Here is a 23475-nt window from a genome sequence, read left to right as displayed (position 1 = left end):
TGGCGGTTCCTTGTGCTCCGCAGACGGAGCATTCAATGCAATAAGGCTTATAATCTGCACAGTATAAACTGTCTGGCCGGGAAAAACCGGACTCCGTTGCCGCAGACGTTAACAGAAAGGGACAGGACGATGAGCAAACAGGCGATTTTGGCGAATTACCCCGACGCGGCGCGCTGGGCGTTCGGCGACGGCCCGGCGTTAGCCGACGAACTGCTGGGATTGGTGCTGAGCGGGGATAAAACCGCCACCTGCAGTTCCTATGCGAGCTATCGTCGGGAACAAACCCCGCGGATCGGCGATTACAGCATCGTTCTCGATGGCCGCGGCGAACCGGCCTGCGTGATCAGAACCCTGGCGCTGCGCCTGGTGCGCTACGACCAAGTGACCGCCGAGATGGCGGCCAAAGAGGGCGAAGGCGACAAAAGCCTGGCGTTTTGGCGCGAGGGGCATCAGGCATTCTTTACCCGCGAGGGGAGCTTTGCGCCGGACATGTGGCTGGTGTTCGAAGAATTCGAACGGGTTGAAACGCTGTGAATCACAAGGAGAAAGGATGAGCTGCATTTTTTGCGACATCGTGGCGGGCAAGGCGCCGTGCCATAAAATCTGGGAAGACGACGACCATCTGGCGTTCCTGTCCATCTTTCCCAACACCGACGGCTTCAGCGTGGTGATCCCCAAGGCGCACCACCCGAGCTACGCCTTTGACCTGCCGGACGAGGTGCTGAGCGCGTTGATGCTGGCGACCAAGCGTGTGGCAAAGCAGCTGGATCGCGCGTTCGACGACGTCGGCCGCTGCGGCATGGTCTTCGAGGGCTACGGCGTTGACCATGTGCATGCCAAACTGATCCCGCTGCACGGCACCGCGTCGCTGGATCAGTGGCGGCCGATCGAATCGACCTCGCCGAAGTTTTTCGAACATTACGAGGGCTACATTTCCTCCCACGACGCCGCGCGCGCCGACGACGAACAGCTGGCGGCGCTGGCCGCACGCATTCGCCAACGCGCCGTTTAAGGCACGAACGATCAACGCCGGGCATTGATTTTCCTGTTGCCTGGCTCCATGTTAGAGATTCATACGCATTTTAAGGCTCGCCCCCGTGGCGGGCCCCAACGCTAATCAGGACTGCCCTATGACAAATCCGTTGCTGACCCCGTTTTCCCTGCCGCCGTTCTCGGCGATCCGCCCTGAAGATATCGTGCCTGCGGTGCAATCCGCGCTGGCGGACTGCCGCGCCGCGGTAGAGCGCGTGGTCGCGCAGCCGGGGCCGTTCACCTGGGACAATTTGTGTCAGCCGTTGGCGGAGTCGGACGATCGCCTGTCGCGCATCTGGTCGCCGATCGGGCACCTGAACTCGGTGAAAAACAGCCCGGAGCTGCGCGCCGCCTATGAGCAGGCGCTGCCGCTGCTGTCCGAGTACGGCACCTGGGTCGGCCAGCACGAAGGGCTGTACCAGGCCTACCGCAGCCTGAAAGAGGGCGCGGCGTTCGAGGCGCTGAGCGTGCCGCAGCGCAAGGCGGTGGACAACGCGCTGCGCGACTTCGAGCTGTCGGGCATCGGCCTGTCGGCGGACAAACAGCAGCGCTACGGCGAGATCGTCGCGCGCCTGTCCGAGCTGGGTTCCACCTACAGCAACAACGTGCTCGACGCCACCATGGGCTGGAGCAAACTGATTACCGACGAAGCCGAGCTGAGCGGCCTGCCGGAAAGCGCGCTGGCGCAGGCCCAGGCGATGGCGCAGGCCAAAGAGCAAGACGGCTGGCTACTGACGCTGGACATGCCGAGCTACCTACCGGTGCTGACCTACGCCGACAACCGCGCGCTGCGCGAAGAGATGTACCGCGCCTTCGCCACCCGCGCCTCCGATCAGGGGCCGAATGCCGGCAAATGGGACAACAGCGAAGTGATGGCGGAAACGCTGGCGCTGCGCCATGAGCTGGCTCAGCTGCTGGGCTTTGACACCTACGCCGACAAGTCGCTGGCGACCAAGATGGCGGAAAGCCCGGAGCAGGTGATCGGCTTCCTGAGCGATCTGGCCAAGCGCGCCCGCCCGCAGGCCGAGCAGGAGCTGGCACAGCTGCGCGCCTTCGCCAAACAGCACTATGGCGTGGACGAGCTCGACGCCTGGGACATCACCTACTACGGCGAAAAACAGAAGCAGCACCTGTTCTCCATCAGCGACGAGCAGCTGCGCCCGTACTTCCCGGAACAGCGTGTGGTGGAAGGGCTGTTCGAAGTGGTGAAACGCATCTACGGCATCACCGCCAAAGAGCGTAAAGACGTGGAGACCTGGCATCCGGACGTGCGCTTCTTCGATCTGTTCGACGCCGACGGCGAGCTGCGCGGCAGTTTCTACCTCGATCTGTACGCCCGCGAAAACAAACGCGGCGGCGCCTGGATGGACGACTGCGTCGGCAGCCTGCGCAAGGCTGACGGCACGCTGCAAAAACCGGTCGCTTACCTGACCTGCAACTTCAACCGTCCGCTGGGCGACCAGCCGGCGCTGTTCACCCATAACGAAGTGACCACGCTGTTCCACGAGTTCGGCCACGGTCTGCACCATATGCTGACGCAGATCGATACCGCCGGCGTCTCAGGCATCAACGGGGTGCCGTGGGATGCGGTCGAACTGCCGAGCCAGTTTATGGAAAACTGGTGCTGGGAGCCGGAAGCGCTGGCGTTTATCTCGGGCCATTACCAGAGCGGCGAGCCGCTGCCAAAGGCCATGCTCGACAAGCTGCTGGCGGCCAAGAATTACCAGGCGGCGCTGTTCATCCTGCGCCAGCTCGAGTTCGGCCTGTTCGATTTCCGCATGCATTTCGAATACAGCCCGGAAAAAGGCGCGCAGATCCTGCCGACGCTGGCGGAAGTGAAGAAAATGGTGGCGGTGGTGCCTTCGCCGAGCTGGGGCCGCTTCCCGCACGCCTTCAGCCACATCTTCGCCGGCGGCTACGCGGCGGGTTACTACAGCTACCTGTGGGCGGAAGTGCTGTCGGCCGACGCCTACTCGCGCTTCGAAGAAGAGGGGATTTTCAACGCCGAGACCGGCAAATCCTTCCTCGACAACATCCTGTCGCGCGGCGGTTCGGAAGAGCCGATGACGCTGTTCAAACGCTTCCGTGGCCGCGAGCCGCAGCTGGATGCTATGCTGCGCCATTACGGCATTAAAGGATAACCCGACACGTGAGCGTGTGTTTATTGTGTGAAGCAGGCGCCGATCCCGGCGCCTTGTCTGTTTTGGCGCAGCGCTGGCAGCTGGTGTCCGATGACGATGCGCCGATGGCGCTGGTACTGACGCCGGAACGGCTGGAGCTGCGTAAGCGCGACGAGCCGAAGCTCGGCGGGATCTATGTCGACTTCGTCACCGGCACCATGGCGCACCGGCGCCGTTTCGGCGGCGGCCGCGGCGAGGCGGTGGCCAAGGCGGTCGGCATCAAGGGCAGCTACCTGCCGGACGTGGTGGACGCTACTGCCGGGCTGGGGCGCGACGCCTTCGTGCTGGCGGCGCTGGGCTGCCGGGTGCGGATGCTGGAGCGCAATCCGGTGGTGGCGGCGTTGCTGGACGACGGACTGCAGCGCGGCTATCAGGATGCGGAAATCGGCCCGTGGCTGCGCGAGCGCCTGACGCTGTTGCACGCCTCCAGCCTGACGGCGCTGGCGGATCTCAGCCCGCGCCCCGAGGTGGTGTATCTCGATCCGATGTTCCCGCACAAGCAAAAAAGCGCGCTGGTGAAGAAAGAGATGCGGGTGTTTCAATCGCTGGTGGGCAGCGACGATGACGCCGACGGCCTGCTGGAGCCGGCGCGCCGCCTGGCGACCAAGCGCGTGGTGGTGAAACGCCCGGACTACGCGCCGCCGCTGGCCGACGTGCCGGCGCACGCCGCCACGCTGACCAAAAGCCACCGTTTCGATATCTACATGCCGCTGTAATGTCAGCCGGGCCCGCCGTGTCGGGCCCTCAGTTTTCCTCCCGCAAACTTTTCCCCACGCCGCCGCCCGGATGCACCGCCAGCAGGGTCTCCTTGTCGTAACCGCTGCGCGCCATCAGGCAGGCGCAGGCGGCGTCGAAGATCGCCAGCACCAGCACAATTGAGGTGGTGGCCAGCATGTTCAGCGGATCTATCTCCTTTTGCACCCCGGTGGCGATCGTTAGCTGCGCCGCCTGCGCGATGGCGGAGTGCGGGTTTTCCGTCACCGCGATCAGCGTCACCCCCTTGGCCTGCAGCGTCGGCAGCAGGCGGGTCAGCTCGTCGGAATTGCCGCCGCGCGAGATCAGGATCAGCAGATCGTCGGCGCGCAGAAAACCCAGATCGCCGTGCGCCGCGCCGGTGGCGTCGAGGTAGACCGCCGGCCGTTCCACGCAGGCCAGCATGTGGGCTATCTTGCGCGCCGCAATCCCCGAGGTGCCGACGCCGGTGACGGCGATTTTACCGCGGCAGTCGGTCAGCAGCGCCAGCAGCCGTTGCCAGGTGCGCGCGTCGAGACGCTCGCCCAGCTGCGCCAGCTCCTGGCTGTAGGTTTGCCAACCCTGCACGGCCTGCCGCCATTCCTGCTGCATCACGCCTCCTCCTGCATCAGCTGGCGGTATTTCATGTGGTCGTTGTACAGCTCATGGAACACCCGGTATTTGCGGTCGTAGTAGCTTTTTATCTGGTTGGTCTGCGGCGTCACCGTCTTGCCGATGCGGCTCATGGCGCTCATCGCCTCCGGCAAGGTGTCGAACACGCCCGCCGCCACGGTGCCCATCATCGCACCGCCGAGCAGCATCGCTTCGCTTTCCTCCGGCAGCAGCATGGCGCAGCCGGTGGCGTTGGCGTGCTCCTGCACGAAGATCGGGTTCTTGGTGCCGCCGCCGCTGGCCATGATGGTGTCGATGCTGTAGCCGCTGTGGTTCATGGTTTCGATGATGTGGCGGGTGCCGAGCGCGATGGCCTGAATGGTGGCCAGGTAGTGCAGCGCCATATCCTCCGGCGTGCGCGACAGCTTCAGCCCGGTCAGGATGCCGGTCAGCGTCGGGTTGGCGCGCGGCGAGCGGTTGCCGTGGAAGTACGGCAGCATGTGAATGTCCTGCGTCAGGAAGGCGATATTCTCCGGCTCGCCGGCCATGCGGCGCAGAATGGCGTTCAGCACCTCATAGATGGTCTGCCCCTGGGTTTTCGCCTGCGCCAGCAGCTCCGGGTAGCACGGGTGCGACTGGATGACGTGGTCGATCAGCGCGCCGGTGGCAGACTGGCCGCCCTCGTTCAGCCAGTATTCCGGCAGGATCGCCGAGTAATACGGCCCCCAGACGCCGCCGATAAAGCGCGCGGTGCGCGACATCGCCATATGACCGGTGGAGGTGCCGCCGATCAGCGCGACGCGGCGGTTGAAGTCGGCCACCTCACCGGAGACGCCGGTGGCGCCCAGCGTGCCGAGGGTGCCGGCGTGGGCATCGATTATCGATACGCTCACCGCCGTGCCGGCGATAAGCCCCATCTCGCTGGCGGCGCGCTGAGTCAGGCCGTGGCCCAGCGGCTCGCCCATCATTTTAACGTCGCTGCCGATCTTGGCCGCGTCGTGTTCCAGCACGTCTTCCAGCCCGATCTGCTGGAAGTAGCTCTTGTCCCAACGCTGCTCGTGGCCGAGATAGGTCCACTTGCACACCGTCGAGCACAGCGAACGGGTGGCGTCCTGGGTGGCGCGCCAGGTGAGGAAGTCCGGCAGATCGAACAGGTAGCCGGCGTTGGCCCAGGTGGTGGGCATGTGCTGTTTCAGCCACAGCAGTTTCGGCGTCTGCATCTCCGGCGAGATAATGCCGCCGACGAAGTCCAGCACCCGGTGTTTGGTGGCGTTGATGCGCTCGGCCTGGGCGATCGCCCGGTGATCCATCCACACGATGATGTTCTGTTCGGTACGGCCGGAGGGGCTGACGGTCAGCGGCTTGCCCTCTTTATCCAGCACCACCAGCGAACAGGTGGCGTCGAAGCCCAACCCCTTGACCTGGATCGGGTTGATGTCGGCCTGGTTGACCGCGTCGCGCACCGCATTGCACACCGCCTGCCAGATGTTATCCGACGACTGCTCGACGAAATCCGCCTTCGGCCGGTACAGATCGATGGCCCGGCTGGCCTGGCCGACCATGCGGCCGTTGAGATCGAATACGCCTGCGCGCGCGCTTCCGGTGCCCACATCTACGCCAATAAAATAGCTTGCCATTATTTTCTCCTCAGGCTTTTCGATTCTGTAACGCGATAAACAGGATCAGCACGCCGCCCCACAGGGCCATGGTCAGGTAGCTGCTGACCCCCAGCAGATTGAGGCCGCTTTCCAACATTTGCAGCACGATCAGCGCCAGCACCAGCCCCAGAATACGGCCGAAACCGCCGTCCGGGTTAATGCCGCCCAGCACCGAGGCCAGAATGGTCACCAGCAGATAAGATTCGCCGTAGCCGGCCTTGGCCGAGTTGAACTTGGCCATCATCAGCAGCGCGGCGCCCCAGCCGAGCAGCGCCGACAGGATATACACCGCGATCTGCACCCGCGCGGTGTTCACGCCGCTGAAGCGGGTGGCCTGCTCGTTGGAGCCGATCAGGTACAGGCTGCGGCCCAGCGTGGTGTGCTCCAGCAGCAGCCACAGCCCGACCGCTACCAGCAGGAACAGGATCAGCGCCACCGGCACGCCGAGTACGGCGCCATTGCCAAGAAATTGAATCGCCGCCGGGAAGCCGGAGATCACCGCGCCGTTGGACAGCAGGATATTCAGGCCGGTGATCAGGGTCATGGTGCCGAGCGAGGCGAGGATGGGCGAGACGCCGATCCAGGCCACCAGCACCCCGTTCAGTGCGCCGATTGCCACCGCCACCAGCAGGCCGGCCAACAGCGCCAGTGCCAGGAACAGCGGCTGGTCGGGATGGCTGACGATGATCGCCGCCATCACCAGTGAACAGGCGTTGGCGCCGGCGATGATCGACAGATTGATGCCGCCGGTCAGCATGGTGATGCCCATGCCGAGCGCCAGCAGGCCGAGGATCGGCAGCTGCGAGGCGATCGACTGGAAGTTGCCAAGGCTGAAGAAGCGCGATCCGAGCAGACCGGCGAACAGCAGCGCCACCGCGATGATGATCGCGCCCTGCAGACGAATGATCCGATCGCTTGGGATCAACCGAGTTAACTGCGTCATGTCAGATCTCCTTGAGCAGCTTGCGTTTTTCGTTCCAGGCGGTGGTGCTGATGCTGATCAAAATGATCGCGCCGCTGAACACCTGGTGCCAATAGGCCGAGACGCTGAGCAGCGTCAGCCCGTTTTGCAGGAAGGCCAGCAGCACCACGCCGAGCAGGGTGCCGGTCAACGATCCGCGGCCGCCGCTCATGCTGGTGCCGCCCAGCACCACCGCCGCCAATACCGTCAGCTCGAAGCCGAGCAGCGAGTTGGGCGCCACCGACTGGGTGATCTGCGCCTGCACTACCGCCGCGACGCCGGCCAGAATGCCCATATAGCCGTAGACGCAGAAGTGCAGCCGCAGCAGGTTCAACCCCAGGCGCGACGCCGCGTCGCGGTTGCCGCCCATGGCGTAGATCTGGCGCCCCAGCCGGGTGCGGTTCATCAGCACGCCGGTGACGACGATGGTCGCCAGCAGGCACAGCAGCGGCAGCGTCAGGCCGTAGTCGTAACCGTCGGCGCCCTGGAACGAGAACCAGTTGATGCCGTTCATGAACCAGTCCGGGAAGCCGTACAGCCAGGTGCCGTTGGTGGCGTACACCAGCAGGCCGTAGAACAGGTTGAGGGTGGCGATGGTGATGATGATCGCCGGCACCTTCAGCCAGTACACCAGGAAACCGTTCACCAGCCCGAGCAGCAGGCCGACGCCAATCGCCAGGGCGAACGCCAGCGGGAAGCTGCCGCCGTGCTGGATCACCCAGCTGGCCATCACGTATTGGGCGATGGCGGTGACCGCCGGGAACGAAATGTCGATGCCGCCGGCGATCAGCACCACGAACAGGCCGCAGGCCAGAATGCCGAGAATGGCGTAGCTGGTGGCGACGTCGGTCAGGTTGCCGAGCGTCAGAAACTCATCGGTGCCGGCGCTCAGGCCGATCGCCAGCAGCAGCACCAACAGGCCGAGATAAAACTCGTGCCGCCCGGCCAGGCGGGCCAATAATGACTTATCCATTCACCACCTCGGCGATCTGTTGTTCGGTACTCTGGTGCGGCGCGAATTCGGCGATCAGTTCGCCTTTGCGCATCACCATCACCCGATGGCTGTTGTAATAGGCTTCTGGGATCTCGTCGCAGATCATCAGCACCGCCATGCCCAGCTGCGCCAGATCGCGGGCGATCTGGTAGATCCCCTCTTTGTTGGCGATGTCCACGCCGACGGTGGGCGAGTCGAGGATCAGGATCTTCGGCTGGGTCGCCACCCACTTGGCGATGGCGATGCGCTGGGCGTTGCCGCCGGACAGGGTTTTCACCGGCAATGCGCTGTCGGACACCTTGATGTTCAGATCGCGGATCAGCCGGTTGACCAGCTCGGTCGCCTTGGCGTGATCCAGCAGCCCGAGCGAGGTATGCAGCCGATCGAAGACGGTGACGATGGTGTTGTCGTAGATCGATTGCTCCATGATCAACCCCTGCGTCAGGCGATCTTCCGACACATAGCCGATGCCGTGGCGCACCGCTTCGCGGTTGTTGTGCAGCTGCACCGTGCGGCCCTCGATGCGGATCTCGCCGCTGTCCGGCCGCGTCATGCCGAACAGGCTGAGGCACAGTTCGGTGCGGCCGGCGCCGAGCAGGCCGACGATCGAGACGATCTCGCCGCCGCGCAGCGCCAGATTGACGTTGCGGTATTTTTCGCCGCGGCTGAGGTTGCGCACCTCGAGCAGCGGCGCTTGTTCAGCCGGCGGCAGCGGGGGCAGCGGGCTGTAATGGAAGCGTTGGCCGGTCATCAGGAACGCCAGTTCATGGCTGTCCAGTTCGCTGGCCGGCCAGGTGCCCACCAGCTTGCCGTCGCGCATTACGCTGATGCGATCGGCGACTTCCATCACTTCATCCAATCTGTGGCTGACGAACACCACGCAGATGCCGGCCGCCTTCAGTTCGTTAACCACCCGCAGCAGGCCGTCGACTTCCTGGCGGGTCAGCGAGGCGGTCGGTTCGTCCATGATAACCAACCGCGCTTCGGCGGCGATGGCGCGGCAAATCGCCACCAGCTGCCGATCGGCGATCGACAATTTTTCCACCTTTTTATCGGGATCGATGTGTACGCCGACCCGTGCCATGGCGTCCAGCGCCGTCTGGCGCATCACCCGCTTGCGCACCCAGAAGTGGCCGCCGGGCAGGTAACGGTGGATAGCGATGTTTTCCGCCACCGTCAGGTTAGGGAACAGCGACAGGTCCTGGTAGATCACCTGTATGCCGTAATAACCGGACAGCTGCGGCGTCAGGGCGTGGAAGAGTTTGCCTTCCAGCGAAATGTTGGCGCCTTTTTCCGGCTGATAGACGCCGGAGATGATTTTAATAATGGTGCTTTTGCCGCAGCCGTTTTGCCCGGCCAGGCAGTGCACTTCGCCTTTATTCAGCGTCAGGTTGATCTGGTCTAATGCCAGCACGCCTGGGAATCGCTTGCTGATATTCTCCAGGGTGATAAATGCGGGGGAGGCTGTCATAACGTTAACCTGTGCTTGCGTAGCGGCCGAAGCCCTGGGCGCAGCAACGCTGCGCCCCTACGAGGGTTTAACTTCTTTCCCGGTGTGGCGAAATTACGCGAAAAATCAGAATCCGAGCGATTTGGCGTTGTCTTTGGTCACTTCCAAAATCTTATTAAACCGAATCACTTTGTGTTCCATATCGACGTCGGCCTTACCGAGGCCCTCAATCGACAGGTCCTTATTCACTTCCTTGCCCTGCAACAGCTGGTCGGCCACCGTCACCAGCGCATAACCGGCGTCTTTCGGATCCCACAGCAGCGCTTTCTTGATGTCGCCACGCATCAGGTAAGGGGCGGCCTGCGCCGGCATGGCGATGCCCACCACTGCGATTTTGTCCTTGGCGCGTTTCTTGGCCACCGCCTGGCCGGCGCCGATCGGGCCGAGCGAACCGAAGCCGATGATGCCCTTCATCTGCGGATAGGTTTTCATCAGATCCAGCGTGGTGGCGTAGGATTTGTCGATGCTTTCCGCCACCGGCAAGCGCGAGGTGACTTCAAACATGTCCGGGTATTTTTCTTTCTGGTATTTGATGGCGAAGTCGGCCCAGGCGTTGTGCAGCGGCACGGTCAGCGAACCGACGTAGATCGCGTAGCCGCCTTTGCCGCCCATGTCTTTCGCCAGCTCATCGACGTTGGCCTGCGCGTATTTCTCGCTGTCGATGGTCTCGATGTCCCACTGGCCGATCTGCTGGTCCGGGGATTCATGGGTCAGCACCACGATGCCTTTGTCGCGCGCTTTTTTCAGCACCGGCTCCAGCACCTTGGCGTCGTTCGGCACCACGATGATGGCGTTGACGTTCTTGGCGATCAGATCCTCAATCACCTTGACCTGCGCGGCCGGATCCGGCGTAGAAGGGCCGGTCTGGTAGGCGTTGACGTCGAGTTTTTTCGCCGCTTCGTTGACGCCCACCTCCATGCGGTTGAACCACGGGATGCCGGTCACTTTGGCGACCACGGCAATCTCATACTTATCAGCGGCGAACACAGGTGTTGTCGATAACATGCACGCAGAAACCACACATGCATTTAATAATGCGAGGTTAAATTTCATTAGCTGTACCTTTTTTTATCTGTAGGGGTGGCGGTTTTTCCACCGCTGCAGATTACAAAGGAATGGAAGAGGGGGCGTAGCTGAAGTTAATGAAATGTGATCTGCGCACATTTAAGTAAAATATTGGCGTATTTAGTGTTAAATAAATGTTTAATTATCTGGTGGTGGTAAATTTACTACCAATTAAATGGCATTAATTAACTATTTATTAACTTTTATTTAACTAGATTGCATCATTCTGATGGCGTGAAGGCATAAAAAAATGCCGGCGCAGAGGCCGGCATTGAAGCATTTAATCGATGTGTGAACAAGATCACCTTTACGACGGATTACAGCACGCCTTGGGCCAGCATCGCCTCCGCGACCTTGACGAAACCGGCGATATTCGCGCCGTGTACATAGTGGGTTTGCTTGCCCTCACCGCCGTATTCCACGCAGGCATGGTGAATATCCGCCATGATATGTTGTAAACGTACATCCACTTTTTCCGCCCGCCAGCCGATGCGCGCGGCGTTTTGCGCCATCTCCAGCCCCGAGGTGGCCACGCCGCCGGCGTTGGCCGCCTTGCCGGGCGCGAACAGCACCCCGGCGTCGAGGAAGGCGTCGGTGGCCTGGATGGTGGTCGGCATGTTGGCGCCTTCCGCCACCGCTTTCACCCCGTTGCGGATCAGCGTCTGCGCCGCCTCGAGATCCAGTTCGTTCTGGGTGGCGCACGGCAGGGCGATATCCACCGGCACGTTCCACGGCTGCTGGCCCGCCAGGTAGGTCAGGCCGCGTTCGCGGGCGTAGTCCGCCACCCGGCCGTAACGCTGGTTTTTGATCTCCGCCAGGTGCGCCAGCTTCTCGGTGGTGAAGCCGTCTTCGTCCACCAGGGTGCCGCCGGAATCCGACACGGTGATCACGCGCGCGTCCAGCTCCAGCGCTTTCTCGATGGTGTACTGCGCCACGTTGCCGGAACCGGACACCGCCACCCGCATCCCCTCAAAGCCCAGGCCGTGGCGCTGCAGCATGGCGTCGGTAAAGTACACCAGGCCGTAGCCGGTCGCCTCGGGGCGGATCAGGCTGCCGCCGAAGGAGAGCCCTTTGCCGGTAAACACGCAGGCGGTGTTGTTGGACAGTTTCTTCATCATGCCGGCCATAAAGCCGACTTCACGGCCGCCGACGCCGATGTCGCCGGCCGGCACGTCGGTGTCCGGCCCCAGATGGCGGTACAGCTCGGTCATCAACGCCTGGCAGAAACGCATGATCTCGCCCTGGCTTTTGCCCTTCGGATCGAAATCGGAGCCGCCTTTGCCGCCGCCCATCGGCAGGGTAGTCAGCGCATTCTTGAAGGTCTGCTCAAAGCCGAGGAACTTCAGGATCGACAGGTTTACCGACGGGTGGAAGCGCATGCCGCCCTTGTAGGGGCCGATGGCCGAGTTGAACTGGACGCGGAAGGCGCGGTTGACCTGCACCTGGCCGCGATCGTCCACCCAGCTGACGCGGAACTGAATGATGCGCTCGGGCTCCACCAGGCGTTCCAGCAGCGCCTGTTCGCGATAGCGCGGGTTGCGCTCGATAAACGGCCACAGCGAGGTGAACACTTCGCGCACCGCCTGCAGATATTCCGGCTGGTGGGGGTTATGGCGTTGTAACGAGGACAGGAAAGACTCTACCGATACGGCATATTCCATGGATAACTCCTTTTCGCATTAAATTTCCCCCGCTATTTCTTATAGATTTGGGTGTCGATGATGCCCGGGGGAGGATGTTGTGTCTTTAGCGACTATATCATCGGAGGGCGGTTGATTATCAAGCGATTAATCGGCGTGGTGGCATGAAAAACGCCCGCAGGGCGCGGGCGTTGGGCAGTTAAGTTAGCAAGCGCTTACTTTATTCGTCTTCTTCGTCGCGCAGCGGCACGATCAGCATATCGATGTGCACGGTATTGATCAGCTGGCGAGCGGAAGACATCAGCTTGCTCCAGAAGTCCTGATGGTGGCCGCACAGTACCAGGTCCATGTCGTATTTCTTGATGGCATCGACCAATACCTGCGCCAGATCGCCGCTGCCGCTCAGGGTCTCGGTGATCGGGTAGCCGGCGTTCTGCGACAGCTCGGTCAGCGCCTGATGGGTTTCCTCAGAGATGCGTTTTTGCATGTCGCCGAGATTGACGTCGATCAGGCCAGTATAGAGGTCGGAATAGTTGACATCGACGTGGATCAGAGAAACTTTAGCGTTGTACGGCCGCGCCATCGAGACGGCTTTTTCTACCAGGATCTTGCTTTCCGGGGATAGGTCCACCGCGATCAGTATGTGTTTGTAAGCCATAAGAATACTCCTTCCATAAACATGCCGATTAAAAAGGGTTAGCAGGCGTTCCGTTTACCCGCCTGGCGCTTTTGGTTCCATAGTATCATTCGGATAACGCAATGATATGTTGGGGCGATCACACTGCGCCGCATCGAAAATCTCTCCGCCCGATACCTTTCGTTGTACACCCGCGCGGCGTAAAAGCCTATGGGTTATGCGGGCTTTAACGGTCTGACCGCTTGAATTATAAGCGTTATTAAACAAAGTATAGCGCTAAATGTGCAATCAGCGCTCCAGATGCGGCTGCAGCAGGCTTTCAAACCACTCATGAAACACCGCCAGGCGGCGCGATCGCTGGCGGCGATGGGGGTAGATCAGGGCGATCGGCATGGAGGCGGCGCGGTAACCGGGCAGGACTTCCACCAGTTCACCGGCGTCGAGCAGGTGTTGCACGTCGTAGCGCGGGATTTGCATCAGCCCCAGCCCGGCGCGGCAGCAGGCGATATAGCTTTCGGCGTTGTTGACCACCACCCGGCTGGGCAGTTCGAGGCGTTGCGTATGGCCGTCGTCGGTCAGGTATTCCCAGGGGGATTCGCGGCCGGTTTTGGGCGAGGCGTAACCGATGCTCCAGTGCCCCTCAGCGAGGTCGGCGGGCTGGCGCGGATGGCCGAATTCGCTCAGGTAGGCGGGGCTGGCGCAGTTGATCAGCGCGATATGGCCGAGCGGGCGCATCACCAGGCTGCTGTCGTGCAGATCGCCGACGCGCACCGCGCAGTCGACCCCTTCCTGCACCAGATCGATGGCGCGATCGGCGGAGCCGAGCACCAGTTGCAGATGAGGGTGGCGCCGCAACAGGCTAGGCAGCGCCGGGGCGATCAACCGGCGAGCGATGCGGCTCGGCACGTCGACGCTGAGCCGCCCGGAGGCCTGCCGTTGGCTGGCCTGAAACGACTGATCGATGTCTTCCACCTCGGCCAGCAGCGGGCGCAGCCGCTCGAGCAGCTGTTCGCCGTCGGCGGTCAGCCGCACTTGCCGCGTGGTGCGGTGCAGCAGGCGCACGCCCAGCTGCGTTTCCAGTTGTTGCACGGCGGCGGACACCGAGGCGCGCGGCACCTCCAGCGCGTGGGCCGCCCGGATAAAGCTGCCCATTTCTGCCACCTGTACGAATACGCGGTATTGATTGAATCTGTCCATCTCGTGACCTGCTGTTCCTTGGCGCCGTTTCTGACAGAGAGTGTAGCCGTATGACGCGGTTGCGCGCGAGCAGGTGCGGGGGCATCTCCGTCCCCCGTCGAACTTATTTGGTGGTGTAGCCGCCGTTGATCAGGATGGTTTGGCCGGTTACCCACCAGCCGTCGCTGACCAGATGGCGGATGAACGGCACCACGTCTTCGATATCGGTCAGGCCGGTTTTGCTGAACGGCGACAGCGCCGCCGCCGTCTTGTGGTAGGCCACGGCGTCCGCACCCTCAGCCGGGTAGAAGAATGGGGTGTCCATCGGGCCGGGGCCGACCGCCGTCACGGAGATGCCACGCTCGCCGAACTCCTTGGCGGCGGCGCGGGTGAAGTGCTCCACCGGCGCTTTGGTGCCGGCGTAAGCGGCGTAAAACGGCGTGAAGGCGCCGAGCAGCGAGGTGACCAGCGTGCAGATTTTACCGTTGTCGTTAAGGTGCTTGCCCGCTTCTTTCAGGAAGAAGAACGCGGTTTTGGCGTTGACCGCCGTCATCTCGTCGTACTCGGCTTCGCTGATGTCGACCATCGGCTTTTTCAGCACTTTGCCGACGGTATTGATGGCGATATCCGGCTTGCCGACGGCGGCGACCGCATCGGCGAACAGCTTCTCGACCGCGCCCGCGGTGGTCAGATCGGCCTGCAGCGCGACGCCTTGCGCACCGGCGGCCTGAATGGCGGCGACGGTTTTATCCGCTTCGGCCTTGGAGGCGGCGCTGTTGTAGTGGATCACCACCGCTTTGGCGCCTTGCTCAGCCAAATCGCGCGCGATCAGCCCGCCGAGGTTCTTGGCGCCGCCGGCGATGAGGACGGTTTTTCCCTTGATTGAATGGTTTGCCATAACAGTTTCCTTGGATGAACGTAACGGAAACCTGAGTCTAGCCAGCGTGGGAAGAAAGATCAGCGGCGCGGCGCGGGATAGACTATCCAGAAAAACCGCCTAATCGAAAACGGGCGGTTATCGCTTATAACGTCCCGGCAGGTGACTTTTCGGCACAGGGCGGTAAATTTTATCCACTGCTCAGGCCAGTTTGCGTTTCATTAACCTACAATGATGGATATGGGCCTCATCATTTCCCCTCTGAGTGGAACCACGCCGTGCAAATCTCTCTGTGCGGTGCGGTAACGTCTCCGGAGGCGGTGGGTTATGGGCATGGCCCGTGCAGGCAAAAAAAGGGGATGAGAGCGGTAAGCTCCAGCAGAGTATCGGGTAATGAGGTAGGGCGGTTGGACCCGGCGGAAGGCCGCGGATAACAACGCCTTGAGGGGGTAATCATGATCAGTACCGTCGCGCTGTTTTGGGCCTTATGTGTGGTGTGTGTGGTAAACATGGTGCGGTATTACTCTTCTCTGCGCGCGTTGCTGGTGGTATTGCGCGGCTGTGACCCGTTGCTGTACCAGTACGTCGACGGCGGCGGTTTCTTCACCGCCCACGGGCAACCCAGCAAGCAGCTGAGGCTGGTGCGCTATATCTTCGCGCAGCGCTATGTCGAGCATCACGATCCGGAGTTTATCCGCCGCTGCGAGCGGGTGCGCGGGCAGTTTATGCTGACCTCGGCCCTGTGCGGCCTGGTGGTCATCAGCCTGATAGCGCTGATGATCTGGTATTAATGCCTTTCTGTTTCCCTTGATGCAGGCAAAAAAAAGGCGGCCCAGTGGCCGCCTTCCTCATGATGCTTATCGCTTAGATCAGCTTCAACGCAACCCAATACAGCGCACCGGAAAGCAGGATCGAGATTGGTAGGGTCAGTACCCAGGCCAACAGGATGTTCTTCACGGTTTTGCTCTGCACGCCGCCGCCGTCCACGATCATCGTCCCGGCAACCGCCGAAGAGAGGACGTGGGTGGTGGAGACCGGCATGCCGGTATAACTCGCCACGCCGATAGACAGCGCTGCGGTCATCTGGGCCGATACGCCCTGGGCGTAGGTCATGCCTTTCTTGCCGATCTTCTCGCCGATGGTGGTGGCCACGCGTTTCCAGCCCACCATGGTGCCGAGCGACAGCGCCAGCGCGACGGCGACGATGATCCACATCGGCGCGTACTCGACGGTCTGCAGCAGATCCTGACGCAGGTTCTTCAGGAAACGCTGGTCGGCGGATGAGGTTTCCGGCAGCTTGGCGACTTTATCCGCCGTGTCGGTCACGCACATCAGCAGGCGGCGCAGGTGGCTGCGCTGGTCAACCGTCAGCTGATCGTAGCTTTGCAGGTTGGTCAGCATGCCCTGAGCCAGCTCGATCGCCGGCATGGCGCGCGAACTGTCGCAGTGGAACTCGGCAGGCTTGCCAGGCGCGGCTTCGTCATCCGGGCTTGGCACCAGCGGCGTCAGCGACACCGCATGCGACAGCGCGTCGCCGTGCTGCTGGTAATATTGCTGCAGGTGGGTCACGGCATCACGCGTACGGGTGATGTCATAACCGGTTGCATTCATATTGACCACGAAGCCGGCCGGCGCAACGCCGATCAGCACCAGCATGATAAGGCCGATACCTTTCTGGCCGTCGTTGGCGCCGTGCGAGAAGCTGACGCCAATCGCCGACAGGATCAGCGCGATACGGGTCCAGAACGGCGGCTTGCGTTTGCCGTCGACCTTTTCACGTTCCGCAGGGGTCATGTGGATACGCTGGCGTTTCTTGGTGCCACTCCAATAGCGGCGCAAGGCGAACACCATCACTCCCGCCACCATCATGCCGACCAGCGGCGAGAACAGCAGAGAAAGGAAAATGCCAATCATTTTCGGGACGTTAAGCGCATCCACGACCGAGGTGTGGGTCATCAGGGCGTTGGTTAAACCGACACCGATGATTGCGCCTATCAGCGTATGGGAACTGGAGGCCGGCAGACCGAAATACCAGGTGCCGAGGTTCCAGATGATTGCCGCCAGCAGCATGGAGAAGACCATGGCTAATCCGTGTGCTGAACTGACGTTCAACAACAGATCGGTAGGCAGCAAGTGGACGATGGCGTAAGCAACACTCAAACCGCCGAGCATTACGCCAAGAAAGTTGAACAAACCTGCCATCACGACCGCAAGTTGCGAGCGCATGGCGCGGGTATAAATAACTGTAGCGACCGCATTGGCCGTATCATGAAAACCGTTGATGGCTTCATAAAACAACACGAACAACAATGCGAGAATTAACATCAGGCCGGTATGGAAATCCAGGCCAGCGAACAAATGCAGCATAAGCGTTACGCCAGTTTGTGGACATGAACGCCGCGCATTATCAGTGACAACCGGTGCCGGGGAAAAGGAAAATATGACGTTTTTTTGATTTGGACATGACGAAACGATGACGCGCCTATAACAAAAATATGGAATATCAACGCGTTAATCTGCTCTGACCTCTGTAATATTTTCTTACTATGGCGTTGGCGCCGCCGGGGCTTTACAATCTGCCGCCGTGAATTTGGCGGTGACCGGCGGCGAAACGGCGTAATATGGCGCTCTTTTGTCGCGATTGTGGTTTTGATAAGTGAGGCTCAGGTGGAACAGTTTGATGTCGTAGTGATTGGGGCGGGCGCCGCCGGCATGTTTTGCGCCGCGCAGGCGGGGCAACTCGGTTGCCGCGTATTGCTGCTCGACAACGGCAAAAAACCGGGCCGCAAGATCCTGATGTCCGGCGGTGGGCGCTGCAACTTCACCAACATGTACGCCGAACCGGCGGCCTATCTGTCGAACAACCCGCACTTCTGCAAGTCGGCGCTGGCGCGCTACACCCAGTGGGACTTCATCGATCTGATCAACCGTTACGGCATCGCCTACCATGAAAAAACGCTGGGGCAGCTGTTCTGCGACGATTCGGCGCAGCAGGTGGTGGATCTGCTGGTCAAAGAGTGCGAGCTGGGCCAGGTGACGATGCGCCTGCGCAGCGAAGTGCTGGACGTAGAGAAAACCGAGAATGGCTACGCGCTGGCGCTGAATGGTGAAAAAGTGAGCGCTCGCTCACTTGTGGTGGCCAGCGGCGGATTATCCATGCCGGGGTTGGGCGCGTCGCCGTTCGGTTACAAACTGGCTGAGCAGTTCGGTCTTAAGGTGCTGCCGACGCGCGCCGGGCTGGTGCCGTTTACCCTGCATAAACCGCTGTTGGAGCATGTACAGACGCTGTCCGGCGTCTCGGTGCCGGCGGTGATCACCGCCGAGAACGGCGTCAGCTTCCGTGAAAGCATTCTGTTTACCCATCGCGGCCTGTCCGGCCCGGCGGTGCTGCAGCTGTCCAGCTACTGGCAACCGGGTGAGTATGTGAGCGTTAACTTACTTCCTGAGCTGGATCTGGCGGGCTTCCTGGATGAACAACGCTTGCAGCACCCGAACCAAAGCCTGAAAAATACCCTGGCGCTGCACTTGCCGAAGCGGCTGGTGGAGTGCTTGCAGACCCTGGGACAATTGCCGGAGGCGACGCTGAAGCAGCTGAATGCGCCGCAGCAGGCGGCGCTGGTGGATCTGTTGCAGAACTGGCGCGTGCAGCCGAACGGCACCGAAGGCTACCGCACGGCGGAAGTGACGCTCGGCGGCGTCGACACCAACGAACTTTCTTCCAAGACGATGGAAGCCCACAAGGCGCCGGGGCTCTACTTTATCGGCGAAGTGGTGGACGTGACCGGGTGGTTGGGCGGTTACAACTTCCAGTGGGCCTGGAGCTCGGCCTGGGCCTGCGCCCAGGCACTGGCAGCGCAGGGGCGTTAACGTTCAGCAGTGACGGGTTAGGTCGATTTTTTTGGCATAAAACGCAGACACAACCCCGCGACAGCGGCATAAAGCATTAGCAGGCAGGTTGTCGAAAGCGCTTGCGGATCGCCGAGACCCCATTCATTAGACTTGTGAACCATTTCCCACGCCATGTCCGGTGTCAGCAGCAGCCGAGAGGGAATGATGTTCGGCAAGACAGCGAATACCAGGACAAAAATCACCGAGGCGATCGGTTTTCTCATATGGGGCAGCGCCTCTCATAGCCAATGACATTGATAGAACCATAAGCTAGCAGCTTATTGTTGGTGCGTGGAACACCTACCCGTGGCGTTCAAACAGATGGGGCCGATAAGGCTCCATTATCTATGCAATGCCGCTCACTTAAGCCTGAGTGGCATTTTTTTATCCAGCCTCTGGGCGTTCTGTGCAGGGGAATTGCCGTAAATGTCCCGCATTTCTCTGTGGCCAATATGAACGGCAATTGGAGGGGCCGAGGTGCGTGAGCCACATGGGGCATCTCACTTTTATCGACCGAAAATGTCACGAACGCCTGCAGAAAAACGCTAACTGATCAGCATTGCCATTTTCTATGGCACGTTAATCTCATCCCGCCGGCCCTTTCAATTCCACGCGATTACCGTCCGGATCGCTGAAATAAATGGACGGCCCGTCGCCTTCCGCCCCATAGCGCGATTCGGCGGGATCAACGCCGATCCCCTGCGATCGCAGATAGGTCAACAGCGCCTCTTCGTTGAACGGATCGATGCACAGGCAGACGTGATCGACATTTTGCCTATGAGGATCGGGCGCTTCGCCGCCTTTTTTCCCCAGCACGCCGTTGACGTCCACCAGGTCGATCATGGAGGCACCGGCGCGCAGGTGCACCAGCCCCAAATCCGGCCGCTGTTTGGCGATATCACAGCCGACGATCTGGGTATAAAAACGCAGGCTGTTCTGCATATCGCGCACGCGCAGAACCACATGATCCAGCCGTTGCAAGTTGAAGGGGCGCACGGTCATCTCCTCAAATGAGCATCTCCTTTACAGCATAAGCGGCGATGACGGATTTATCCTGCTTCGCGGCGTGCCCGTTCGTGCGCCCAAACCCAAAAAAAACGGCCGATGGGTGCAGCCATCGACCGTGGGGCTTAAGCGTTCAAGCGTTAACGAGGGAAGTTGTCGCTCAGCGCATCCAGGCCGCCCTGGTAGATGCCGCTGAACAGGGCGATGGCCTCGTCGTCGCTGATGTTGACCGGCGTGAAGCTGCCCGACCATTCCACGCGCGCCACGTTGGCGTCGTCGGTGGCGTGCACTGACAGGGTGGACAGGTAATTCACCACCGGGAACGGCGCTTGCATGATGGAGTAGCTGTAGCTGCGTTGACGGTTGTCGAACGCTTCCAGCCGCTCGATGACGGTGCCGCCGTCGGCGGTGGTTAAGGTACGCACGCGGCCGCCTTCAGAAACGACGCTTTTCGGGATGAACGGCAGCCAGTCAGGCAAGGCGTCGAAGCCGCCGATCAGTTGCCATACGGTGTCGGCAGATGCCGGGATGTCCATAGAGACGGATGTAGTAGCCATTTTCTTTCTCTCTTAATATCGGTTTCGGGTACAGGGTTACATTGCCAGCGTATCTACGACGCCACCGTCAACGCGCAGCGCCGCGCCGGTGGTGGCCGAAGACAGCGGAGAGGCGAGGTAAACGGCCAGGTTGGCCACTTCATCGACGTCCGCCGCGCGCTGAATAATGGAGCTTGGGCGTTCGGTTTTAACGAACTCGTCGGCCTGATCGCGTGCGCTGCGCCCGGATTTGGCCGCCGCATCCGCCAGCATTTCTTGCAGGCCTTCGGTAAAGGTTGGCCCCGGCAGAATGGCGTTGACCGTCACACCGGTGCCGGCGAGGCGTTTCGCCAGGCCGTGAGACACCGCCAGGTTGGCGCTTTTGGTGACGCCGTAGTTGATCATGTCCGCCGGGATGGCGACGCCGGATTCGGACGACACGAAAATAATGCGTCCCCATCCCTGCTCGGTCATGCTCTGCGCATAGTGGCGCGCCAGACGCACGCCGGAGAGGACGTTGACGTTATAGAAGTGCATCCACTCGCTGTCGGGCACGGTAAAGAAGTCTTTATCGTTGAAAATGCCCAGGTTGTTGATCAGCACGTCGGCTTTCGGTTCCGCGGCGAACAGGGTAGCAGCCCCTTGTTCCGTCCCGAGATCCGCGACCACGCCGCGCACCTGCGCGCCGGGCACGTTGGCGCTGATGTCGGCGATAGCGTTATCGACCCCGGTTTTCTGACGGCCGACGATCACGACGGTGGCGCCCGTTTTGGCGAGCCCACGCGCGATGCCGAGGCCGATGCCGGAGGTGGAGCCGCTGACGACGGCGACTTTGCCTGATAGATCCAGTTTCATCATGTATCTCATCGAGTTAATGGGGGTAATGGGGCCATGCGGCCCCATAAAACTTAACGAATCGGCAGCGGCGCGTTGTCGGCCACCAGTTTCTGACGGCGCATTTCGGCCCAGAATTCAGCCGGGATAACGGCGTCCAGCGCAGCCAGATCTTCGGCCATGCGGCCAGGGCGGCTCGAACCGGGGATCACGGCGGCGACCGCCGGGTTAGCCAGCGAGAACTGCAGCGCGGCGGCTTTGACGTCGACCTGGAAGCGAGCGGCGATCGCCTTGATTTGCGCTACCTTTGCCAGCACCGCCGGGGACGCTTTCTGGTATTCGTAGTGCTCGCCGCCGGCCAGCACGCCGGAGTTGTAAGGGCCGCCGACGACGATGTCGACGTTGCTCGCCAGGGCTTCCGGCATCAAACGCTGCAGGGCGCGTTCATGATCCAGCAGGCTGTAACGGCCGGCCAGCAGGAAAGCGTCCGGCTGCGTTTCGCTCAGGCCCAGCGCCAGTTCACAAGGTTCGACGCGGTTGACGCCGAGGCCCCAGGCCTTGATCACCCCTTCTTCACGCAGACGGGTCAGCGCGCGGAAAGCGCCGGTGCGAGCGATGTTGAACTGCTCAATCCAGTTGTCGCCGTAAAAGTCCTGGGCCGGATCGTGGATCCAGACGATGTCCAGACGGTCGGTTTTCAGGCGCTTCAGGCTGTCTTCAATGGAACGCAGCGTGGCGTCGGCGGAGTAGTCGTTGACGATCTTGTTCTTCAAACCGTGTTCGAACAAACCGCCTTTCTCACCCAGATCGCGGGCGGAGGTGTCTTCTTCTTCGTCCAGCATGATGCGGCCCACTTTGGTGCTCAGCACATACTCGTCGCGTGGGTATTGCGACAGCACTTCACCCATGCGGATTTCCGACAGGCCGGAACCGTAGAGCGGTGCGGTGTCGAAGTAGCGGATGCCCAGATCCCAGGCGCCGCTGACGGTGGCTTGCACGTCCTCTTGCGGGATGTTGCGGAACATATTGCCGAGCGGCGCGCCGCCCAAACCGATCTTGCCGGGTAAAATATTTTTGATGCTCATAGTCGATCCTCAATACGTTATCTTTTCAGGGAAACTTATGGGGCTCATACCTGTCTGCCCCGTCACGAGGCTAAAGATAACGTGGCAAGTTGTGACTTGATAGGACATAATTCGTCTAAGTTAAGTCCTTTGAGGTCTCACATGATCGATTTACGTCAGTTGAAATACTTTGTCGCGGTGGCGGAAGAGGAGCACGTCGGCCGCGCCGCCGAACGGCTGCACATTTCCCAGTCCCCGCTGAGCAGGCAGATTTCCCAGCTTGAGGAGCGCCTCGGGTTGATGCTGTTTGAGCGCAATCAGCAGCGCATCCGCCTGACGGCCGACGGCCAGACGTTTCTGGCCGAAACCCGCGCGCTATTGACGCACGCCAACCGGCTTGAGTCGCTCGGGCGCCGCCTGGGACGGGGGGAAGACGGCGGGCTGTGCATCGGCTATATCGAAAATGCGATGCACTCCGGCGTTTTGTCGAACGCATTGCGGGCGCTGCGGGTGTCCCGGCCGGATGTGCACATCGTGCTTTACAGCCAGCCTTCTTCCATGCAGCTCGAAGGGCTGCGGCAGCGTAGCCTGGACGTGGCGCTGGTCAATACGGCGCCGGATCGCGACGATCAGGATTTGGACTATACGCAGGTGTTGGACGATCGCATGCTGCTGGCCCTGCCGCAGACGCATCCGCTGGCTGAAAGGGAGACGCTGCAGCCGGCGGATCTCACCGATCAGGCCTGGATCTCGGTGATCCACAAAGAGGATGCCCATTCGCGCGACGACTTCGTGGCGGCCTGCGTGAAGGCCGGGTTTGATCCGGATATTCGGCTGGAAGCGGGCGAGCCGCTGACCGCGCTGGGGCTGGTCGCCGCCGGGTTGGGGATGACGCTGATCCAGCACAGCCTGCGGCATAACGCGCCGCAGGGCGTGGTGCTGCGCGAGCTGCCCTGGATGCAATACACCACGCAGCTGTGGGCAGTGTGGCACAAGGCCAACCTGCGCCCGCTGGTCACCCATTTTCGCGAAGTGATGTCGGCCGGGCCGGCCTGCCACTGATCGCCGGCGGCG

At 61.3% G+C, this 23475-nt stretch carries 23 protein-coding genes; 7 read left to right on the top strand and 16 right to left on the bottom strand.

Annotation, left to right across the window (positions count from 1 at the left end; all coding sequences use genetic code 11):
* Nucleotides 1–129: 129 nt before the first annotated feature.
* The 4 genes from ACSJLU_RS23680 to rsmJ all read left to right on the top strand — a co-directional run bounded on the left by ACSJLU_RS23680 (nucleotide 130) and on the right by rsmJ (nucleotide 3928).
* A complete protein-coding gene (locus tag ACSJLU_RS23680; RefSeq protein ID WP_025304616.1) occupies nucleotides 130–534 on the top strand; it encodes an ASCH domain-containing protein in 405 nt (134 codons plus the stop codon).
* A gap of 16 nt (nucleotides 535–550) precedes the next feature.
* Complete coding sequence (locus tag ACSJLU_RS23675; RefSeq protein ID WP_049209146.1) at nucleotides 551–1012, top strand: HIT family protein; 462 nt, start codon at nucleotides 551–553, stop codon at nucleotides 1010–1012.
* A 118-nt stretch (nucleotides 1013–1130) separates the two neighbouring features.
* The gene (prlC, locus tag ACSJLU_RS23670; protein ID WP_193402973.1) at nucleotides 1131–3173 is read left to right on the top strand and encodes an oligopeptidase A; all 2043 of its coding nucleotides are present in this window, start codon (nucleotides 1131–1133) and stop codon (nucleotides 3171–3173) included.
* Between the two features lie 8 nt (nucleotides 3174–3181).
* A complete protein-coding gene (gene rsmJ / locus ACSJLU_RS23665; protein ID WP_049209145.1) occupies nucleotides 3182–3928 on the top strand; it encodes a 16S rRNA (guanine(1516)-N(2))-methyltransferase RsmJ in 747 nt (248 codons plus the stop codon).
* 28 nt (nucleotides 3929–3956) lie between these two features.
* Here the strand turns inward: rsmJ and ACSJLU_RS23660 are convergent, their stop codons facing one another.
* The 10 genes from ACSJLU_RS23660 to ACSJLU_RS23615 all read right to left on the bottom strand — a co-directional run bounded on the left by ACSJLU_RS23660 (nucleotide 3957) and on the right by ACSJLU_RS23615 (nucleotide 15095).
* Entirely contained in the window at nucleotides 3957–4556 is a 600-nt protein-coding gene (locus tag ACSJLU_RS23660) for a KpsF/GutQ family sugar-phosphate isomerase (protein WP_049294970.1), read from the bottom strand.
* Nucleotides 4556–6193: an FGGY-family carbohydrate kinase gene (locus ACSJLU_RS23655; protein ID WP_025304611.1), complete on the bottom strand. Its 1638-nt coding sequence runs from the start codon at nucleotides 6191–6193 to the stop codon at nucleotides 4556–4558. The genes ACSJLU_RS23660 and ACSJLU_RS23655 overlap by 1 nt, the downstream gene beginning before the upstream one ends.
* Before the next feature lie 10 nt (nucleotides 6194–6203).
* Nucleotides 6204–7157, bottom strand: coding sequence for an ABC transporter permease (locus ACSJLU_RS23650; RefSeq protein ID WP_049294968.1), 954 nt, complete (start codon nucleotides 7155–7157; stop codon nucleotides 6204–6206).
* A gap of 1 nt (nucleotide 7158) precedes the next feature.
* Entirely contained in the window at nucleotides 7159–8148 is a 990-nt protein-coding gene (locus ACSJLU_RS23645) for an ABC transporter permease (protein WP_015379367.1), read from the bottom strand.
* Entirely contained in the window at nucleotides 8141–9640 is a 1500-nt protein-coding gene (locus ACSJLU_RS23640) for a sugar ABC transporter ATP-binding protein (protein WP_025304609.1), read from the bottom strand. Before ACSJLU_RS23640 ends, ACSJLU_RS23645 begins: the two co-directional genes overlap by 8 nt.
* Before the next feature lie 105 nt (nucleotides 9641–9745).
* Nucleotides 9746–10732 carry an autoinducer 2 ABC transporter substrate-binding protein gene (locus ACSJLU_RS23635; RefSeq protein ID WP_025304608.1) on the bottom strand — a complete coding sequence of 329 codons (987 nt, stop codon included), beginning with the start codon at nucleotides 10730–10732 and terminating at the stop codon, nucleotides 9746–9748.
* A gap of 329 nt (nucleotides 10733–11061) precedes the next feature.
* The gene (gene gdhA, locus ACSJLU_RS23630) at nucleotides 11062–12405 is read right to left on the bottom strand and encodes an NADP-specific glutamate dehydrogenase (RefSeq protein ID WP_021505207.1); all 1344 of its coding nucleotides are present in this window, start codon (nucleotides 12403–12405) and stop codon (nucleotides 11062–11064) included.
* Nucleotides 12406–12604: 199 nt separating this feature from the next.
* Nucleotides 12605–13042, bottom strand: coding sequence for a universal stress protein UspA (gene uspA, locus ACSJLU_RS23625; RefSeq protein ID WP_004930988.1), 438 nt, complete (start codon nucleotides 13040–13042; stop codon nucleotides 12605–12607).
* Between the two features lie 267 nt (nucleotides 13043–13309).
* Nucleotides 13310–14218 carry a LysR family transcriptional regulator gene (locus tag ACSJLU_RS23620; RefSeq protein WP_025304607.1) on the bottom strand — a complete coding sequence of 303 codons (909 nt, stop codon included), beginning with the start codon at nucleotides 14216–14218 and terminating at the stop codon, nucleotides 13310–13312.
* A gap of 103 nt (nucleotides 14219–14321) precedes the next feature.
* A complete protein-coding gene (locus ACSJLU_RS23615) occupies nucleotides 14322–15095 on the bottom strand; it encodes an SDR family oxidoreductase (RefSeq protein ID WP_103774473.1) in 774 nt (257 codons plus the stop codon).
* Between the two features lie 434 nt (nucleotides 15096–15529).
* Here ACSJLU_RS23615 and uspB point away from each other — a divergent pair, with 434 nt between their 5' ends.
* Nucleotides 15530–15865, top strand: coding sequence for a universal stress protein UspB (uspB, locus tag ACSJLU_RS23610; protein WP_016930435.1), 336 nt, complete (start codon nucleotides 15530–15532; stop codon nucleotides 15863–15865).
* Nucleotides 15866–15938: 73 nt separating this feature from the next.
* Here uspB and pitA read toward each other — a convergent pair whose 3' ends face one another.
* The gene (gene pitA, locus ACSJLU_RS23605; RefSeq protein WP_025304605.1) at nucleotides 15939–17441 is read right to left on the bottom strand and encodes an inorganic phosphate transporter PitA; all 1503 of its coding nucleotides are present in this window, start codon (nucleotides 17439–17441) and stop codon (nucleotides 15939–15941) included.
* A gap of 300 nt (nucleotides 17442–17741) precedes the next feature.
* On the opposite strand from pitA, the gene ACSJLU_RS23600 reads away from it, so the two are divergent.
* Entirely contained in the window at nucleotides 17742–18941 is a 1200-nt protein-coding gene (locus tag ACSJLU_RS23600; RefSeq protein WP_043139059.1) for an NAD(P)/FAD-dependent oxidoreductase, read from the top strand.
* Between the two features lie 17 nt (nucleotides 18942–18958).
* Here ACSJLU_RS23600 and ACSJLU_RS23595 read toward each other — a convergent pair whose 3' ends face one another.
* The 5 genes from ACSJLU_RS23595 to ACSJLU_RS23575 all read right to left on the bottom strand — a co-directional run bounded on the left by ACSJLU_RS23595 (nucleotide 18959) and on the right by ACSJLU_RS23575 (nucleotide 22422).
* The gene (locus tag ACSJLU_RS23595) at nucleotides 18959–19186 is read right to left on the bottom strand and encodes a hypothetical protein (protein WP_197770977.1); all 228 of its coding nucleotides are present in this window, start codon (nucleotides 19184–19186) and stop codon (nucleotides 18959–18961) included.
* A gap of 361 nt (nucleotides 19187–19547) precedes the next feature.
* Nucleotides 19548–19964: a VOC family protein gene (locus tag ACSJLU_RS23590; RefSeq protein WP_038629998.1), complete on the bottom strand. Its 417-nt coding sequence runs from the start codon at nucleotides 19962–19964 to the stop codon at nucleotides 19548–19550.
* Between the two features lie 143 nt (nucleotides 19965–20107).
* Complete coding sequence (locus ACSJLU_RS23585) at nucleotides 20108–20524, bottom strand: SRPBCC family protein (protein ID WP_025304601.1); 417 nt, start codon at nucleotides 20522–20524, stop codon at nucleotides 20108–20110.
* Nucleotides 20525–20560: 36 nt separating this feature from the next.
* Nucleotides 20561–21358: an SDR family NAD(P)-dependent oxidoreductase gene (locus ACSJLU_RS23580; protein ID WP_043139048.1), complete on the bottom strand. Its 798-nt coding sequence runs from the start codon at nucleotides 21356–21358 to the stop codon at nucleotides 20561–20563.
* A 53-nt stretch (nucleotides 21359–21411) separates the two neighbouring features.
* On the bottom strand, nucleotides 21412–22422 hold the full coding sequence (locus ACSJLU_RS23575; RefSeq protein WP_025304599.1) for an aldo/keto reductase: 1011 nt from the start codon (nucleotides 22420–22422) through the stop codon (nucleotides 21412–21414).
* 141 nt (nucleotides 22423–22563) lie between these two features.
* Between ACSJLU_RS23575 and ACSJLU_RS23570 the strand changes: the two genes are divergently transcribed.
* The gene (locus ACSJLU_RS23570; protein WP_025304598.1) at nucleotides 22564–23463 is read left to right on the top strand and encodes a LysR substrate-binding domain-containing protein; all 900 of its coding nucleotides are present in this window, start codon (nucleotides 22564–22566) and stop codon (nucleotides 23461–23463) included.
* Nucleotides 23464–23475: the final 12 nt, after the last annotated feature.

The sequence above is a fragment of the Serratia bockelmannii genome, assembly GCF_051803255.1.
GTDB classification, from domain to species: Bacteria; Pseudomonadota; Gammaproteobacteria; order Enterobacterales; family Enterobacteriaceae; genus Serratia; species Serratia bockelmannii.
The sequence above is the reverse complement of the archived record's forward strand: the minus strand, read 5'-3'. Positions and strand labels throughout refer to the sequence as shown.

Bases quoted from the DNA above. Each gene is read 5' to 3' on its own strand.
- pitA (WP_025304605.1), bottom strand. From the start codon at position 17,441: ATGCTGCATTTGTTCGCTGGCCTGGATTTCCATACCGGCCTGATGTTA.
- ACSJLU_RS23620 (WP_025304607.1), bottom strand. From the start codon at position 14,218: ATGGACAGATTCAATCAATACCGCGTATTCGTACAGGTGGCAGAAATG.
- uspB (WP_016930435.1), top strand. From the start codon at position 15,530: ATGATCAGTACCGTCGCGCTGTTTTGGGCCTTATGTGTGGTGTGTGTG.
- ACSJLU_RS23615 (WP_103774473.1), bottom strand. From the start codon at position 15,095: ATGGCAAACCATTCAATCAAGGGAAAAACCGTCCTCATCGCCGGCGGC.
- gdhA (WP_021505207.1), bottom strand. From the start codon at position 12,405: ATGGAATATGCCGTATCGGTAGAGTCTTTCCTGTCCTCGTTACAACGC.
- ACSJLU_RS23650 (WP_049294968.1), bottom strand. From the start codon at position 7,157: ATGACGCAGTTAACTCGGTTGATCCCAAGCGATCGGATCATTCGTCTG.
- ACSJLU_RS23655 (WP_025304611.1), bottom strand. From the start codon at position 6,193: ATGGCAAGCTATTTTATTGGCGTAGATGTGGGCACCGGAAGCGCGCGC.
- ACSJLU_RS23585 (WP_025304601.1), bottom strand. From the start codon at position 20,524: ATGGCTACTACATCCGTCTCTATGGACATCCCGGCATCTGCCGACACC.
- ACSJLU_RS23580 (WP_043139048.1), bottom strand. From the start codon at position 21,358: ATGAAACTGGATCTATCAGGCAAAGTCGCCGTCGTCAGCGGCTCCACC.
- ACSJLU_RS23570 (WP_025304598.1), top strand. From the start codon at position 22,564: ATGATCGATTTACGTCAGTTGAAATACTTTGTCGCGGTGGCGGAAGAG.
- ACSJLU_RS23675 (WP_049209146.1), top strand. From the start codon at position 551: ATGAGCTGCATTTTTTGCGACATCGTGGCGGGCAAGGCGCCGTGCCAT.
- prlC (WP_193402973.1), top strand. From the start codon at position 1,131: ATGACAAATCCGTTGCTGACCCCGTTTTCCCTGCCGCCGTTCTCGGCG.
- ACSJLU_RS23660 (WP_049294970.1), bottom strand. From the start codon at position 4,556: ATGCAGCAGGAATGGCGGCAGGCCGTGCAGGGTTGGCAAACCTACAGC.
- uspA (WP_004930988.1), bottom strand. From the start codon at position 13,042: ATGGCTTACAAACACATACTGATCGCGGTGGACCTATCCCCGGAAAGC.
- ACSJLU_RS23680 (WP_025304616.1), top strand. From the start codon at position 130: ATGAGCAAACAGGCGATTTTGGCGAATTACCCCGACGCGGCGCGCTGG.
- ACSJLU_RS23595 (WP_197770977.1), bottom strand. From the start codon at position 19,186: ATGAGAAAACCGATCGCCTCGGTGATTTTTGTCCTGGTATTCGCTGTC.
- ACSJLU_RS23640 (WP_025304609.1), bottom strand. From the start codon at position 9,640: ATGACAGCCTCCCCCGCATTTATCACCCTGGAGAATATCAGCAAGCGA.
- ACSJLU_RS23635 (WP_025304608.1), bottom strand. From the start codon at position 10,732: ATGAAATTTAACCTCGCATTATTAAATGCATGTGTGGTTTCTGCGTGC.
- ACSJLU_RS23645 (WP_015379367.1), bottom strand. From the start codon at position 8,148: ATGGATAAGTCATTATTGGCCCGCCTGGCCGGGCGGCACGAGTTTTAT.
- ACSJLU_RS23575 (WP_025304599.1), bottom strand. From the start codon at position 22,422: ATGAGCATCAAAAATATTTTACCCGGCAAGATCGGTTTGGGCGGCGCG.
- ACSJLU_RS23590 (WP_038629998.1), bottom strand. From the start codon at position 19,964: ATGACCGTGCGCCCCTTCAACTTGCAACGGCTGGATCATGTGGTTCTG.